The organism is Vibrio sp. 1402, assembly GCF_033340275.1.
The window spans coordinates 530,054-546,290 of the sequence record NZ_JAWOWE010000003.1 but is presented as its reverse complement, the minus strand read 5'-3'; the positions used below and the strand labels follow the sequence as shown (position 1 = coordinate 546,290).

At 44.1% G+C, this 16,237-nt stretch carries 13 protein-coding genes and 1 other annotated feature; of the genes, 8 read left to right on the top strand and 5 right to left on the bottom strand.

From position 1 onward, the window contains the following. Positions 1 to 565 precede the first annotated feature (565 nt). The 3 genes from clpB to rluD all read right to left on the bottom strand — a co-directional run bounded on the left by clpB (position 566) and on the right by rluD (position 4,991). A complete protein-coding gene (gene clpB / locus R7044_RS08845; RefSeq protein ID WP_005381873.1) occupies positions 566 to 3,139 on the bottom strand; it encodes an ATP-dependent chaperone ClpB in 2,574 nt (857 codons plus the stop codon). 144 nt (positions 3,140 to 3,283) lie between these two features. Then, positions 3,284 to 4,012, bottom strand: a complete 729-nt coding sequence (gene pgeF, locus R7044_RS08840; RefSeq protein ID WP_225455473.1) for a peptidoglycan editing factor PgeF — start codon at positions 4,010 to 4,012, stop codon at positions 3,284 to 3,286. A 1-nt stretch (position 4,013) separates the two neighbouring features. After that, positions 4,014 to 4,991 carry a 23S rRNA pseudouridine(1911/1915/1917) synthase RluD gene (gene rluD, locus R7044_RS08835; RefSeq protein WP_005381875.1) on the bottom strand — a complete coding sequence of 326 codons (978 nt, stop codon included), beginning with the start codon at positions 4,989 to 4,991 and terminating at the stop codon, positions 4,014 to 4,016. Positions 4,992 to 5,127: 136 nt separating this feature from the next. Here rluD and bamD point away from each other — a divergent pair, with 136 nt between their 5' ends. The 5 genes from bamD (at position 5,128) to yjjX (ending at position 10,117) form a co-directional block, all read left to right on the top strand. Further along, positions 5,128 to 5,856 carry an outer membrane protein assembly factor BamD gene (bamD, locus tag R7044_RS08830; protein WP_005381876.1) on the top strand — a complete coding sequence of 243 codons (729 nt, stop codon included), beginning with the start codon at positions 5,128 to 5,130 and terminating at the stop codon, positions 5,854 to 5,856. Positions 5,857 to 6,004: 148 nt separating this feature from the next. Next, a complete protein-coding gene (locus tag R7044_RS08825; protein ID WP_309474132.1) occupies positions 6,005 to 7,486 on the top strand; it encodes a lytic transglycosylase F in 1,482 nt (493 codons plus the stop codon). A 325-nt stretch (positions 7,487 to 7,811) separates the two neighbouring features. Continuing rightward, positions 7,812 to 8,138, top strand: a complete 327-nt coding sequence (gene hpf, locus R7044_RS08820) for a ribosome hibernation-promoting factor, HPF/YfiA family (protein WP_005381889.1) — start codon at positions 7,812 to 7,814, stop codon at positions 8,136 to 8,138. A gap of 108 nt (positions 8,139 to 8,246) precedes the next feature. Beyond that, positions 8,247 to 8,368 (top strand) — a sequence feature (Phe leader region). 12 nt (positions 8,369 to 8,380) lie between these two features. Further along, the gene (gene pheA, locus R7044_RS08815; protein WP_225455472.1) at positions 8,381 to 9,559 is read left to right on the top strand and encodes a prephenate dehydratase; all 1,179 of its coding nucleotides are present in this window, start codon (positions 8,381 to 8,383) and stop codon (positions 9,557 to 9,559) included. Positions 9,560 to 9,583: 24 nt separating this feature from the next. Further along, positions 9,584 to 10,117: an inosine/xanthosine triphosphatase gene (gene yjjX / locus R7044_RS08810; protein WP_005381891.1), complete on the top strand. Its 534-nt coding sequence runs from the start codon at positions 9,584 to 9,586 to the stop codon at positions 10,115 to 10,117. Between the two features lie 111 nt (positions 10,118 to 10,228). Here the strand turns inward: yjjX and trpR are convergent, their stop codons facing one another. Next, positions 10,229 to 10,537, bottom strand: a complete 309-nt coding sequence (gene trpR / locus R7044_RS08805) for a trp operon repressor (RefSeq protein ID WP_005381892.1) — start codon at positions 10,535 to 10,537, stop codon at positions 10,229 to 10,231. Positions 10,538 to 10,550: 13 nt separating this feature from the next. Continuing rightward, a complete protein-coding gene (sltY, locus tag R7044_RS08800) occupies positions 10,551 to 12,497 on the bottom strand; it encodes a murein transglycosylase (RefSeq protein WP_373921413.1) in 1,947 nt (648 codons plus the stop codon). A gap of 364 nt (positions 12,498 to 12,861) precedes the next feature. Between sltY and ettA the strand changes: the two genes are divergently transcribed. From ettA to R7044_RS08785, 3 genes are all read left to right on the top strand, one after another. Then, entirely contained in the window at positions 12,862 to 14,529 is a 1,668-nt protein-coding gene (ettA, locus tag R7044_RS08795; protein WP_005381894.1) for an energy-dependent translational throttle protein EttA, read from the top strand. Positions 14,530 to 14,759: 230 nt separating this feature from the next. Continuing rightward, the gene (locus R7044_RS08790) at positions 14,760 to 15,119 is read left to right on the top strand and encodes a PilZ domain-containing protein (RefSeq protein WP_031781006.1); all 360 of its coding nucleotides are present in this window, start codon (positions 14,760 to 14,762) and stop codon (positions 15,117 to 15,119) included. 39 nt (positions 15,120 to 15,158) lie between these two features. Next, entirely contained in the window at positions 15,159 to 16,160 is a 1,002-nt protein-coding gene (locus tag R7044_RS08785; RefSeq protein ID WP_005381900.1) for a M23 family metallopeptidase, read from the top strand. The last annotated feature ends 77 nt before the right edge of the window (positions 16,161 to 16,237 follow it).

Genomic DNA, 16,237 nt, shown 5'->3' with positions numbered 1-16,237 from the left:
GCCGCCAGCGTTCAATCTGAGCCATGATCAAACTCTTCAATTTAAGATTTTGTTCGGCTCAATGAATACTGAACATTCCTTTCGCTAATAAATAGCAGAAGTAATGTTTGAATTGACTGTGCTGAATCTTTCGATTCAATGGTCACTTCGTATCATTGAAACCTAATTTGAAGCCTAAGCTTCTAATTGGATTATCATCAACGAGTGCCCACACAGATTGATAGGTCTATATTTTTAAAGAGCACACTTCGAAGTTCTCTTCAAAGTGGACGGCTATTTTAGCTAGATAACTTATCGTGTCAAACACTTTTTTAAGTTATTTATCTGCGAGTTAATTTTAACTCACTAACCGTAGTTGTTTAGGTTCCGCTTCACTTGCTTTCCCGTGACAACGGAGGCGCATTATAGGGAGTTCATTAAAGAACACAAGTGCATTTTTTAAAAAAACTCACCTTTTTAGTTTATTCGTATAGAAAACAGACAAAAGACTATAAAAAACTATAGAAAAGGGGCCAAACGGCCCCTTTAGTGTGATTTTTATCTCAATTTTACTGTATCCATACAATTATTGATGAGCACAAATTTGGTCATTAGTAACAATTAGCTGCACTGTCTTGTCTGGAACGATTTCACCAGAAAGAATTGATTTGGCTAACGGGTTCTCGACATTCTGCTGAATTGCACGTTTTAAAGGACGCGCACCATACACAGGATCGAAACCAACTTGAGCGATCAAGTCGAGTGCTTTGTCGGAAACTTCTAGTTGATAGCCTTTCTCCTCTAGTCGTTTCGCCAAACGTTCCAATTGAATAGAAGCAATGGACTTAATGTGCTCTTGACCAAGTGGATGGAACACCACGATTTCGTCAACACGGTTCAAGAACTCTGGGCGGAAGTGTTTGCTAACCACATCCATCACTTCACTCTTGATACCTTGATAGTCTAATGTTGCGAAATTCTCTTGGATACGAGATGAACCCAAGTTAGATGTCATGATCACAACCGTATTACGGAAGTCAACAGTACGACCTTGACCATCCGTTAAACGCCCATCATCGAGAACTTGCAGCAGAATGTTAAATACATCCGGATGCGCTTTCTCTACTTCGTCTAACAAAATTACCGAATACGGCTTGCGACGAACCGCTTCAGTTAAGTAACCACCCTCTTCATATCCGACATAGCCTGGAGGAGCACCAACCAACCTTGCCACTGAGTGTTTCTCCATGAACTCAGACATATCGATACGGACCATCGCATCTTCACTGTCGAACATAAAGCTCGCAAGTGTCTTACAAAGCTCTGTTTTGCCCACACCAGTTGGACCTAAAAATAAGAAGGAGCCAATTGGTCGGTTTGGATCAGAAAGCCCAGCTCGACTACGACGAATGGCATTCGATACAACAGAGACCGCTTCGCTTTGCCCTACCACACGATTATGCAGCACGTCTTCCATACGAAGTAGTTTCTCTTTTTCCGCTTCTAGCATCTTGGATACCGGAATGCCGGTTTGCTTAGAAAGTACTTCTGCAATCTCGTTGTCGGTTACTTTATTACGCAATAGCGTCATTTCCTGCATTTCAGCTTGGGTTGCAAGATCTAACTGCTTCTCAAGTTCAGGAATACGACCATATTGAAGCTCCGACATACGGTTTAGATCGCCAGCACGGCGAGCAAACTCCATGTCCATACGAGCTTGTTCAAGCTCAGACTTAATATGTTGAGTGCCAGAAAGAGCTGCTTTTTCTGTATTCCAAACCTCTTCTAGTTCAGCGTACTCACGTTCTTTTTCATTGAGTTCTTCATTAAGCGCTTTCAAACGCTTTTCACTCGCTTCATCGTGCTCGTTACTTAGTGCTTGCTGCTCAATTTTGAGTTGGATGATTTTACGCTCAAGCTTATCCAAGGACTCCGGCTTAGAGTCAATTTGTAAACGAATGCTTGAAGCCGCTTCGTCGATTAAGTCGATCGCTTTATCCGGCAACTGACGGTCGGAGACATAGCGATGTGACAAGCTCGCCGCAGCAACAATCGCTGGGTCAGTAATTTCGACGTGATGATGAAGCTCATAACGCTCCTTCAAGCCACGTAAAATCGCCACGGTATCCTCAACGGTCGGCTCATCCACCAGCACTTTTTGGAAACGACGTTCTAATGCTGCATCTTTTTCGATGTACTGACGATATTCATCCAATGTTGTTGCGCCAACACAGTGCAGCTCACCACGAGCTAATGCCGGTTTTAGCATGTTGCCCGCATCCATTGAGCCTTCACCTTTACCAGCACCGACCATAGTGTGTAGTTCATCAATGAAGAGGATGACGTTGCCTTCTTCTTTAGCAAGTTCATTCAATACTGATTTTAAACGCTCTTCAAATTCCCCACGGTATTTCGCGCCAGCAACCAGTGCGCCCATATCCAGTGATAGCACACGGCGACCACGCAGACCTTCAGGTACTTCATTGTTAACTATGCGCTGCGCTAAGCCTTCAACAATTGCTGTCTTACCTACGCCTGGTTCACCGATAATCACAGGGTTGTTTTTAGTACGACGCTGCAATACCTGGATAGTACGACGGATTTCATCATCACGGCCGATAACCGGATCCAATTTACCTTGCTCTGCACGTTCGGTAAGGTCTATGGTGAACTTTTCCAATGCTTGACGAAGCTCTTCTGCATTCGGATCATTGACCTTTTGACCACCTCTGATCTTTTCGATTGCCTGGCTGACTTTTTGCTCTGTTAAGCCGATCTCTTTGAGCAATTGCCCCAATGGTCCGCGATCTTCTAAAGCGGCAAGCAGGAAGACTTCAGACGAGATATAGGAGTCTTGACGCTTTTGCGCCACTTTGTCACACAGGTTAAACAATGTGCCCATCGAGCTAGAGAGCTGAACATCCCCACCGATGCCACTGACTTTTGGTAATCGATCTAACATTTCACTCAATTTAGAGCGTAAATGCGTTACGTCCACATCCAGCATAGTAAGCAATGGACGAATTGGACTGCCATTTTGATCAAGCAAAGCCACCATGAGGTGAACTGGCTCGATATATTGATGATCGCGCCCTAACGCTAGTGATTGAGCATCAGAGATAGCGATTTGAAACTTACTTGTGAATCGATCAAGACGCATATCTACCTTCCTAACCTCAACTAAAGGAAATTCTTTTGACAGTTAGAAAGATGGATACTCGGGTGGGGAATTTCAAGGGAGTGAATGAATAAAGATAGCTTTGCAAAAATAGTAGTATGCATCTTAGCACTTTGGTGCTTATAGCTAGTCTTCGATCCAAATAAAGGTTGCTTGTCGACCAGTCTTACCATCACGGCGATAAGAGTAAAAAGAGGCTTTATCTTGGTAAGTACAAAGTCCAGAATCAAACACTTGTGTCACACCAGCCCGGTTTAGACGTTGCGTTGCCAGCACCGACATGTCAGCAAACCATTTACCGTCGATATCGCGTGGAGCAAATGCTTGATTCGCCTGTGAATCAAAATCAACAAAAGCTTGCAGAACATCTTCACCCACTTCGAAGGCTTGAGGGCCAATGGCGGGGCCAAGCCACGCTATCACTTCACCAGAAAACAACGCTAACGCATTTTCGACAATGCCATTTGCTAAGCCGCGCCAACCTGCGTGAACAGCGGCTACTTGCGTACCTTGTGTATTAGTCAATAATACAGGTAAACAGTCGGCGGTCATCGCTGAACAAATAACATGGCTTGAAGAAGTAAATACACCATCCGCATCAAGCACCTGTGTTGTTGGTTCATTTGCTTGAGCCACAACGGTTGAATGCGTTTGGTTTAACCAGATTGGCGCATTTGGCATGCTTGCCTGTTGCGCCAACCAAGCTCGGTTCTTCTCTACTAAAGACAAATCATCCCCAACGTGAGCACCTAAATTTAGCCCTTGGTAAGGGCCTGTCGAAAATCCGCCTATGCGTGTTGAGGCGAAAGCTTTGACATTTTTAGGCGCTGGCCAATTCGGAATGATCGTCTTCATATTAGAATTCTTCCGGTAAGCCGTGCTCTTCTGTATCTTGACGAAGCGCTTCAGTCATCACAACCATGTCATCAGGCACTGGAGCATGAAACTCAAGAACTTCGCCCGTAATTGGGTGCTCAAAGCGCAGCATTACTGCGTGCAATGCTTGGCGATCGAAACCCCGGATCATTGCCGTTAGCTCTTCAGACGCACCTGTCGGGATGCGAGCACGTCCACCATATGCAATATCACCGAGCAACGGATGCTGAAGGTAAGACATGTGCACACGAATCTGGTGCGTACGACCCGTTTCTAGACGCAAGCGAATACGCGTGTGTTCGCGGAAGCGTTCAGCAACACGGTAGTGCGTTACTGCTGGTTTGCCCATTGGTGCTACCGCCATAAGCGTGCGCTTAGTAGAGTGACGACCAATCGGTTGATCCACTTTACCGCCCGCAGTCATACGACCAATAGCGATCGCTTCGTACTCACGAGTAATATTACGTTTTTGCAGTGCGCGAACCAGACGAGTTTGTGCAGGAACGGTTTTCGCCACCACCATCAAACCCGTTGTGTCTTTATCCAAACGGTGCACGATACCTGCACGAGGTACTTCTGCAATATCAGGGTAATGATGCAACAACGCATTAAGCACAGTGCCATCAGGCGTACCAGCGCCCGGATGAACCACAAAGTCACGAGGTTTGTTGATAACGATAATATCTTCATCTTCATAGACGATATCTAGCGGGATATCTTGCGCTTCCCAGCGTTCTTCATCTTCTAACTCGGCTTGCAATGTAATTTCCTCGCCACCCATTACTTTGGTACGAGGTTTAGTGACAACTTCACCATCAACTTGAACTTTCCCATCAAGCAGCCACTCTTTTAGGCGCGAGCGAGAGAAGTCCGCGAATAATTCGGCGATAGCTTGGTCTAAACGTTGACCTAACTGGCTATCTTTTACGGTATTTGTTAATACAATCTGCTGAGCCATATCGAACTTTTTTAAAAACTGTGAGACTAATGCTCACGACTGTGAAAAAATAGACTATTACGTCATTGTATCTGTTACTGGAAAGAAAGTAACGGCAGCTTAAGAAATATTTAGATTCAAGGAACAGACTCCTGATATGAAACGTCAGACTTTAACAGGCCTTTTAGCGGTATCCCTTCTGTTTGGATGTGCAAGCAAAGAAGAAATCGTTCCTGATGTGCCGCCTTCGGAACTGTATGCAGACGCACAGATTTCTCTTCAAAGTGGTAATTGGCTTTCTGCAATTGAGAAACTGGAAGCATTAGACTCACGTTACCCATTCGGTGCCTACTCTGAACAGGTGCAGCTTGACCTAATCTATGCGTACTACAAAAACGACGACCTTGCTTTGGGCTTGGCAACCATTTCTCGCTTTATGCGTTTAAACCCAACCCATGAAAAGATGGATTGGGTGCTGTACATGCGAGGTCTAAGCCACATGGCGCAAGATCGTAACTTTATGCATGATTTATTCAGCGTAGATCGAAGCGATCGCGATCCTGAACCGGTAAAAAAAGCGTTTGATGACTTCAAAAAACTACTTCAACGTTACCCGAATAGCCCATATGCAGAAGATTCACAAAAACGTATGGTCGCGCTGAAAAACCGTCTAGCGAACTATGATTTAGCGACTGCTGACTTCTACCTTCGCCGTGAAGCTTGGGTCGCTGCTATTAATCGCAGCCAAGAGCTACAAAAAGCGTATCCAGACACAGAAGCTGCACGTAAGTCACTGACTATCCAGCTAGAGGCCTACAAGCAACTTGGTTTGGAAGACGCCGTAGCAAGAACTGAAAAGCTTATAGAGCTCAACCCTGTGAAGTAATTGAACTTGCTTTAAACTGAACCGCCACCGTTTTTACCGTGGCGGTTTTTTATTACTCTCAATAGTGTATTCAGCCCTTTCTTGATGATCTTCCTAGCTCCACATATGCTTAAAGTTCTCCTCCCCCCTTTATAAAAAGGATGTGAACGTGACGATATCTAAGCTTTGCGCAGTTATGCTGCTCCTATTGTCTGCTTCCGTTTGCGCACTGCAAATCTCGCCGCTCAAACAGCCTCCTTATACCGGAGACCTCGATGTCATCAAGGAGAAGAATGTACTGCGCGTCTTAGTTTCTGCTGATTTAGGCTTTTACTACATTGAGGGCGGCACACCAAAAGGCATAGGCGCGGAATTGCTGGCGCATTTCGAAAAAGACCTTCGTAAACTCAAACCAAAGCTTAACGTACAAATTATTCCTGTTGCCCGCGACCAGCTACTGCCAGCCTTAGAAAACGGTTCAGGTGACTTAGTTGTCGCCAACCTGACTATTACCGACACGCGCAAACAGAAAGTGGAGTTCAGTTCACCCATCCTCACTGGTATTCAAGAGTGGGTAGTGACAAACAAAAGCACACCAGCGATGACGAAAATCGAACAATTGAGCGGCAAAGAGATTTGGGTGCGCGCCAGTTCTAGCTACTTTGAAAGCATTCAGACACTAAATAAGAAACTAAACAAAAAAGGCTTACCGCCTGTTATCGTGCACTTTATTGAAGAAACACTTCAAGATTATGAGCTGGTCGGAATGCTCAACAATGGTTACGTCAAAGCCATTGTTCTCGATAGCCATAAAGCCAAGCTTTGGCTGAAAGTGATGGATGATATTCGGGTTCACAAAAAAATCCCTATCCGCAAAAATGGCAAAATTGCTTGGGCAATGCGAGAAAATAGTCCCAAATTAAAAGCCGTCGTGAATAAGTTCATCCAGAAGTCTCGCTCTGGGACACTACTCGGTAACGTTATTTACGGTAAATACATCGATAACACGGGATGGTTGAACAGAGCTCTTAACCCTAAGAAAATTGCTCAACTAGAAAAACTCGCAGCGCTATTTTCACGCTATGGTGAGAAATACGATATCGACTATTTACTGATCGCTGCAATCGCTTACAAGGAATCAGGATTTAATAACGACCTAGTTGGAAGCCGAGGTGCCGTTGGCATAATGCAAGTCCTACCCAGCACCGCTCAAGATCCGAATATCAATATCAAAAATGTTCGACAATTAGAAAACAACATTCATGCTGGAGTGAAATACTTAGCTTTTTTGCGTAAGCAGTACTTCAGTGATCCTGATATTACTGCACAAAATAAACTCTACTTTACATTGGCGGCTTACAATGCGGGCCCCGGCAATGTAGAGCGTATTCGTAAGCGTGCAGCCCAACAAGGTTACGATCCTAATGTTTGGTTTAATAACGTGGAAGTCGTTATGCGGAAAAGTTTAAGCTCAACGGTTGGGTACGTCACAAGCATTAATCGCTACTACATAATATACAAACAACTAGAAAGTTTGGACCAAGTCAAAAGTCTAGAAAGGGTTTCACTAGCCCCAAAAGACCCCATTTTCATGATACCGCTACGAAAAGTCAGCCAAATGCCAGGCAGTAAAAAGCCGCTTGTACAGTAAGCGGCTTTTTAAATGGATTCATTGGAGAGACTCAGTGATCGTCATCACACCTTACGTGTAGTTAAATTTTAACCACCTCAAATATTAGGCCGTAAAACTTCCCTAAAAACGAGGCCGTTTTCAGCTAAGTACTCTATCCAATCTACGGATTTACTAACCGATAACAAGCAATTTCACGATAAATCTCAGAAGTTCTTGAGTGAGATCACATTCATTTTTCATCATAAAAAACCCGAGCAAAATAATGATCTGAATCACATTTTTTTATGCTTAAAGCGGTAATCTGAACTCAACCCATGAGGGATGCAACAGAGGAAAAACACTTATGACAATGAATATCACTGGCAAAAACATCGAAATCACCTCTGCAATCCGAGCTCATATTGAGAGCAAATTTAAAAAACTGGAGAAATGGCAAGTAGACCTAATTGGTTGCCAAGCAACTTTCAGTGAGGAACCAAACAAACAGAAGAAATTCGAAGCGGTTATCAAAGTTCCTAAAGGCCAGCTCATTGCCTCAGCAACTCACGAAGATCTTTACGCAGCTATCAACGAAGTGGAGCAAAAACTAGAACGACAATTGAACAAGCTGACCCACAAACCTGAAGCTCGACGTGCAAGTAAGCCTGAGCTAGTGGAAGAAGAAGAGTAAACTGAACAGATTGAGGAAATAGCGCCGAAAGGCGCTATTTTTTTGCTTGACGCTCTCCCCAGCCTTGCTTATTGTGTTTAAACACTCATAAATTAAGCACTATTTATGCATTTAACCTCACTGTTTATTTTTGACTTCTTTTTCCTCCCATAGTTGGAGGGGCGAACTCGTTTGTGAAAGAAAAGTCAAAAACAAACAGAAAGCCTCCCAAATCGGGAGGCTTTTTTATAAGGAAAGAATTGATGACTGACCAACCTATTTCCCTCGAAGAAATTCGTTTACGCTTGAATGAGTTGGATGACCAACTTCTCTGCTTATTGTCTGAGCGCCGTAAACTCAGCATTGAAGTAGCCAAAAGCAAAGTACAAACCTCAAAGCCTGTTCGCGACGCCGTCCGTGAACAGCAATTATTGGTCAAGCTGATTTCTAATGGCCAAGATAAATACGAACTTGACGCGCAGTACATCACCAAACTTTTCCATACCATCATTGAAGACTCAGTTCTGCTTCAACAAAGTTATCTGCAAAATCTCGTTAACCCACAGCAAAGCCGTAAGCCACTTGCTCGCGTCGCTTTTTTAGGAGCCAAAGGCTCTTATTCGCACTTGGCAAGTCGTGAATACTTCAGTCGTAAAAATACGGAGCTTATCGAGCTCAACTGCGAGCACTTTAAAGAAGTGACTCAAACGGTTGAATCTGGCCATGCTGATTATGGCGTTCTGCCAATCGAAAACACCAGCTCAGGCTCTATTAATGAAGTGTATGACTTACTACAACACACGACGCTTTACATCGTTGGAGAGCTAACTCAACCAATCGAACACTGCTTGGTTGCGAAAAAAGACATTCGTCTGGAAGATATTAAAACGCTGTATTCTCACCCTCAGCCACACCAACAGTGCAGTGAGTTTTTAAGCCGTATGAAAGGGGTAAAGCTGGAGTCCTGCGCGAGCACAGCAGATGCAATGCAGAAAGTCCAAGAGATGGATCGTGATGATGTAGCTGCAATTGGTAATGCATCAAGCGGTAAGCTATATGGCTTGCAAGCAATTCAAGGCAACATCGCAAACCAAACCGAAAATCATACTCGCTTTATCGTGGTTGCTCGTAAACCGGTTGAAGTTTCTACTCAGATTCCAGCAAAAACCACATTGATCATGTCGACCTCCCAAGAGGCAGGCTCATTGGTTGAAACACTATTAGTGCTGCAACGTTACGGCATCAATATGACCAAGCTAGAATCACGCCCAATTATGGGGAACCCGTGGGAGGAGATGTTCTACGTAGACTTGACATCACATCTTGCTTCGACAGAAATGCAACAGGCACTTGAAGAGCTAACAAAAATCACTAAGCACTTGAAAGTATTAGGCTGTTACCCGAGTGAGAACGTAAAGCCTACGCAAGTAAAATTGAGTTAATAGACACCAGTGAGTAAAAAGATCATGGCAACCCAAAAAGTCGTAATCGCATCGCTAAACCCAGCCAAAATTAATGCAGTTCAAAGTGCATTTCGTAATGCATTTCCGCATCAAGAGTTCAACTTCGTTGGCATCAGTGTACCGAGTGAGGTCGCAGATCAGCCCATGACGAATGAAGAAACTCATCGTGGTGCGCTAAACCGCGTTAAAAACGCAAAAGTAGAGATGCCAAACGCGGATTACTATGTCGGTCTCGAAGCGGGAATTGAAGCAAACGTGACGTTTGCTTGGATGGTGGTTGAATCAGAGACTCACCGCGGTGAATCTCGTTCTGCAAGCTTAATGTTGCCGCCAAAAGTCTTGGAAAAACTCAAGGATGCGAATGAATTGGGAGATGTAATGGACGAAGTGTTTGGTACTGATAACATCAAACAGAAAGGTGGCGCTATTAGCCTGCTAACCCAAAACCAGCTAACTCGAAGCTCGGTCTATCACCAAGCCTTGATTCTGGCTTTAATTCCATTCACAAACCCTGAGCACTTTCCTTCAAATTTATAACACTCAGCCTAGTCTCTAGATACGCAAAAAGGGCGGATATTTCCGCCCTTTGTAATATGTAATCTTAGTCACTTGTAACACCAAGGCCTAAAAGCAAATTGGATATACTGTCTACTTAGATACTGCAACTTGTTCTAACAAGACTTTCAACTTGTCTTTTTCTTCATCAGATTTCGACTTTAGTTCGTTAGAGCCACGAGTAATGGTGGCAATGCCCACACCAAGCATCTGACTGATCTGACGTTGAGATAATTCTCCTTTAAGAAGTTCGTTAATTATATTAACGCGTGATATTAATGACTCTCTCTCATCACGTGACATCAGCATAGTTAACAGCATGTCATCTTGCTGGGTGCCCATACTTGTTCGAATTAGCTCAATAATCTGTTGCCAGTCTTTGTACTCGGGTTCGTGCGACATCAAGTTACCTCACTCAATACTTGGTATTGATCTCATGTTGATTCAAGAACGCGCCATCGATACCCAAAAGATCACGATAGTATGTTTCAAACATCAAGATGTTTTGTACATAACCGCGCGTCTCTTTAAATGGAATTGCCTCAATAAAGGCATAAGCATCCACTTTTCCTTGGGTACGCTCTCGCCACGTTTTTACTCTGTTAGGACCTGCATTATAAGCAGCAAGAGCAAAAATACGATTATTATCGTAATCCTCTAATAAACCTTGCAAATAATGGCTACCAATTTCGATATTTTTTCCTACATTGTAGAGGTCCTGCGTACCTTGATAACTCAACTTATATTTACGTGCCGTGTACTTCGCCGTCGCAGGCATGATCTGCATAAGACCACGAGCGCCAACTGGAGAGCGGGCTTCAACATCTAACGCACTTTCCTGTCGAGCGAGAGACATCATCGTGACGGGATCAATGTTGTGCTTTTTCGCATAAAAGTTAAACCACCAGCGGTGTGCTATTGGGAACCTAAGTTCGATATTATCCCACATCTGCGCTTGAATACTCGCGGTCACCGTTAGGTTATGCCAACGTTTAAATGATGCATAAGCCGCCAACATCGCCTTTTCATCTTTTCCTACGCGGCGCAGTAAGTGTGCCCATTCACTCTTCGCTGCTGCGATTTTATCCGTCGCGATCAACTCTTCGATACGAGCTAGCGAGTCTTGATAGGGTTGAACAACTTTCTTGTCCAACTTAACCGTATGCGTTGGGTATTTGATTGATTGCCCGATTGCATTGGCGGCAGCCACACTGTAGAAGTTTCGTTGCCCAAGCAGAGTTGCTAAACGCTGTTTCCCCGCGATGTCATCACCTAACGCTATTTCACTTCTTCCAAGCCAATATTGCCAGCGTAGCGTGGCTTGTTCTTCTTTATTTAGAACAGCAATCCACTCTTGTACGCCTTTCCAATCTGCATTTTGAATCGCTAAGCGGATGCGCGTTTCAATCAACGGTAAGTACTGACTGGTTTTCGTTTTATCATCGCGCCATTTAGCTAATGACTCAGACTCCGTACGAGTCAATCGAAATGCAATATAGTCGGCAAGTTCTTGCGCTTTTTCTGGAGAAAACTTCTGTCCTTTAATGACGGCATCGTACGCACCTTGTGCTTGGCTAGTGTTCATGCGAGCCAACTTTTCTAACGCATATTCACTTTGCGCTCGATTAAAATCATTCGCAGGTTTTTTCTTCGCGAATTCCCCAACACTTGAAGGATTATCAAACAACGCTTTCATTTCTTTGGCTTGTTGCTTTGCCTGCGCTGATTTAGGCAGTTTGAGCAAGTAACTCATCAAACCGCCATTACGAGCATCAAACGCCAGTAACATACGCTGTAGAATCAGTTCATCGGTACGCTCACCCGCCTTGTCCCATGCTTCAAATAATGGGTCACACTCATCAGCAATGCTGATGCCACGTAACCACATATGTTCAGCCCCTTTAAACGCCGCGACTTTCTTGCCTTGCTTTAATTGAGCTACGTAGAAAATACATTGGTAACGCTCACCACTAGGAATGACTTTTTGAAACTCAGTAATGGTTTTCCAATCTTTTTGCTTATAAAGATGATTGAGGTATGGAGCGCGAACTCGACGAGAAAATGGAAAAGACTCGTGCTCAGAAATAAACTCGTTCACCTGTTGTGGTGACTTTTCCGGTAACTGTCTAATAAAAGTGCGGTAATCCACATAAGGCGTTAGTGGATAGTCAGAAATTTTAGGACGAATCGAAAGGTATCCGTCGATGTCATTTTTATCTAATAAATCTTGAGCTTGCTCATATACTTCGCGCTGCTTTTCCAAACTCAGCGCGGCATTAGCACTCAAACTCATAGCACACAACGCGGCGGCGCAGCATACGTTTTTAGCCAATTCAGATACGTTGAATCTCATTTGTGTCATTTTCCCCAGACATATACTGCCCTAAAGCCTAGTTTTGTTAGAGTTCATGTGATGTTAAGGCAATTTTCACACATGCATCTATTTACACAGAATGCAGATGTCCATGTAAAGCAACTTAGTGTATTAAAAATTGTACTCGTCAAACTTTTAAGACGATGGAGACAAAGCGTTTCTAACTCGCATAGAAAACACTTCGTCATTCTTAACGAATAACAAAAGTGTATACCCTAACCGTGTAAGTTTCCGGTCAGCTCAAAATAAGAAATCCATTCGTTAGGGAAATTCTTGCAATGCGGTAACAAAAACAAAGCACTTGGTATAAAATGATGGGTTTGAATGACAGTTAATTTAGGAACGATCGGCAATGGCTGAATACGTATATACCATGTCGCGGGTGAGCAAAATTGTGCCACCTAAGCGTCAAATTCTTAAAGACATCTCTCTGAGCTTCTTCCCTGGTGCGAAAATCGGTGTTTTAGGTCTGAACGGTGCAGGTAAATCCACACTGCTACGTATCATGGCAGGTATCGACACGGATATCGACGGTGAAGCGCGTCCACAACCTGGTCTAAACGTAGGTTACCTACCTCAGGAACCAGTATTAGACGAATCAAAAACCGTTCGTGAAGTTGTTGAAGAAGCGGTTGCTGACGTTGCTGACGCTCTGAAACGTTTGGACGCAGTCTACGCAGCATACGCTGAACCAGATGCAGACTTCGACGCACTTGCAAAAGAGCAAGGCGAGCTAGAAGCCCTTATCCAAGCGAAAGATGGTCATAACCTAGAAAATGCGCTTGAGCGTGCGGCAAACGCACTTCGTTTACCTGAATGGGACCAAAAAATTGCGCACCTATCAGGTGGTGAACGCCGCCGTGTGGCTATTTGTCGCTTGCTACTTTCTAAGCCAGACATGCTATTGCTTGATGAACCTACCAACCACCTAGATGCAGAATCAGTGGCTTGGCTAGAGCGCTTCTTAGTGGATTACACAGGTACCGTAGTAGCCATCACCCACGACCGTTACTTCCTAGATAACGCTGCGGGCTGGATCTTAGAACTGGACCGTGGTGAAGGTATCCCATGGGAAGGCAACTACACCTCATGGCTGGAGCAAAAAGACGCTCGTCTACAACAAGAAGCCTCCCAAGAGAGTGCTCGCCAAAAGACTATCGAGAAAGAGCTTGAGTGGGTACGTAAAAACCCTAAAGGTCGTCAAGCGAAGTCAAAAGCACGTATGGCTCGCTTTGAAGAACTGCAAAGCTCTGATCACCAAAAACGTAATGAAACCAATGAACTGTTTATCCCACCTGGTGAGCGTCTAGGTGATAAGGTTATTGAAGTGAAGAACCTGACTAAGTCATTTGACGGTCGTGTTCTGATTGATGACCTGTCATTCAGCATCCCTAAAGGTGCGATTGTTGGTATCATCGGTGCGAACGGCGCAGGTAAATCGACGCTATTCAAGATGTTAAGTGGTACTGAACAACCAGACTCGGGCACAATTGAGATGGGCGATACAGTAAAACTAGCATCTGTCGATCAGTTCCGTGACAGCATGGACGATTCTAAAACCGTATTCCAAGAGATCTCTGAAGGTGCTGATATCATTAAGATCAACAACTTCGAAATCCCAGCTCGTGCATACTGTTCACGCTTTAACTTTAAAGGCAGTGACCAACAAAAGATTATTGGTGAACTATCGGGTGGTGAGCGTAACCGAGTCCACCTTGCGAAGCTTCTTAAAGCGGGCGGCAACGTGTTGCTACTCGACGAACCAACCAACGACCTTGACGTTGAAACACTGCGTGCTCTAGAAGAAGCATTACTAGAGTTCCCTGGTTGTGCAATGGTTATCTCGCACGACCGTTGGTTCCTTGACCGTATCGCGACCCACATCATTGACTACCGTGACGAAGGCCAAGTTAACTTCTACGAAGGTAACTACACAGAGTACATGGATTGGTTGAAGAAAACATTGGGTCCTGAAGCCGCAGAACCACACCGTATCAAATACAAGCGTATTGCGAAGTAATCGCAACCCACAAAGTTTGATTGTAATTTGTACAAAGGCCGCTATCATAGCGGCCTTTGTTTTCTTTGTTATAAAAAGAGCTCATTAGCCCGTCTCGTTCGTTAAGAACATGACGTTGCACTTACGTCACTCTGTAGCGACCTCGACACTTTTCAAACAACAATCGAACACTTTTTGTTCGTATTGATATACTATTCAATTCTGTTTGACGACCTGACGAGAATATTCATATGACAGAGAGACGACGCTTTTCACGTATTCTCCATCAAGCTCCAGCTAAGATAGAACAACGTGATTTGGCAATTGAAGCTAGGATTCAAGATCTTTCCTTGCATGGTTTACTCATGAAAGTGGAAGAGACTGAGGCTTTGGATCCAACCCTTCCAGTCCATGTGACTTTTTCATTTGATCAATCCGAACAAGTGATTACGTTAAAAGCGCAAATTGTGAATGTTTCTAAGTGTGAGATTAGGTTGAAGATCGCTAAGGTAGACATCGAAAGCATTAGCCAACTAAAACGATTTATAGAATTGAATGTAGGCAATAACGACCTTCTGAATCGAGAGTTAGAGCACCTCTCTGGTTTTTAGGAGAAAAATAAATGAACGCCTATTTAAGTAACAATAACTATGTCTAAAAAAATCATCATGCAGATCCCGACGAAAGACGGCGATCAGCAGTTCTATTTGGGCCGCAGTTCGGTCCTAGCAGTATTTGCTTCAGTATTGGCATTACCCGCCGTCGTTGGTGGCGCGTGGTACCTTAATCAGCAGCAGATGCACAATAAAGACGAACTAACACAAATCATCGCCAAACTGGAAAGTGAAAAGGCCGAAGTGACGGCTCTTTACGAAGAACAGCTTGATACCAATCATTCGCTTTCCCAGTCTTTGACGGACAAAAACAATCAAATTCAGCTATTGGGCAAACGGGTATTCGACGTTGAATCGGTTTTAGGTCTCGCAGACGAAGAGTTGATGATCGATGAGAACAGCATGGGGTTAGAGGAGCGAATTGACGCAGCCGCTATCGATTCTGCTGTTCGAGCGACGATGTTCCGTTTGATACCAAATGACAGTCCAGTCACATACCAACGTATTTCTTCTTCTTACGGCAGTCGTATTAATCCGATTTCAGGTAAGAGGCATGTTCATACTGGTATCGATCTGACTTGTAAAAGAGGAGAAGAGATCCTGGCACCGGCTGACGGTGTGGTGGAAACCGTTCGCCCGAGCAATCGTGGTTATGGTAACTATGTCACCATTCGTCACTCATTTGGCTTTATGAGCTCCTTTGCTCATCTACAACGCTTCAAAGTGAAAAGCGGTCAGTTTGTTAGTAAAGGCGACATCATTGCTCAATGCGGTAACTCTGGCAACTCCACAGGGCCACACTTGCACTATGAAGTACGCTTCCTCGGACGAGCACTCAACCCTCAATACTTAATGGAGTGGACGCCAGAAAACTTCAATGACGTCTTTGAAAAAGAGAAAAAAGTGAAATGGGGACCTTTGGTTCAATTGATTGATAACGTTGTACGTCTACAAGTCAATTTAACCAATTCACCCTATCGCGATACCAGTATCAACACAGTATCAAGTGAAGATACGAGTAATACTGCGACGAACTGATTTGTCCATCAACACGAAAAAGAGCAGCTTACGCTGCTCTTTTTGTTTCGGACTCTGCACGGCTAAATGACCCGTGA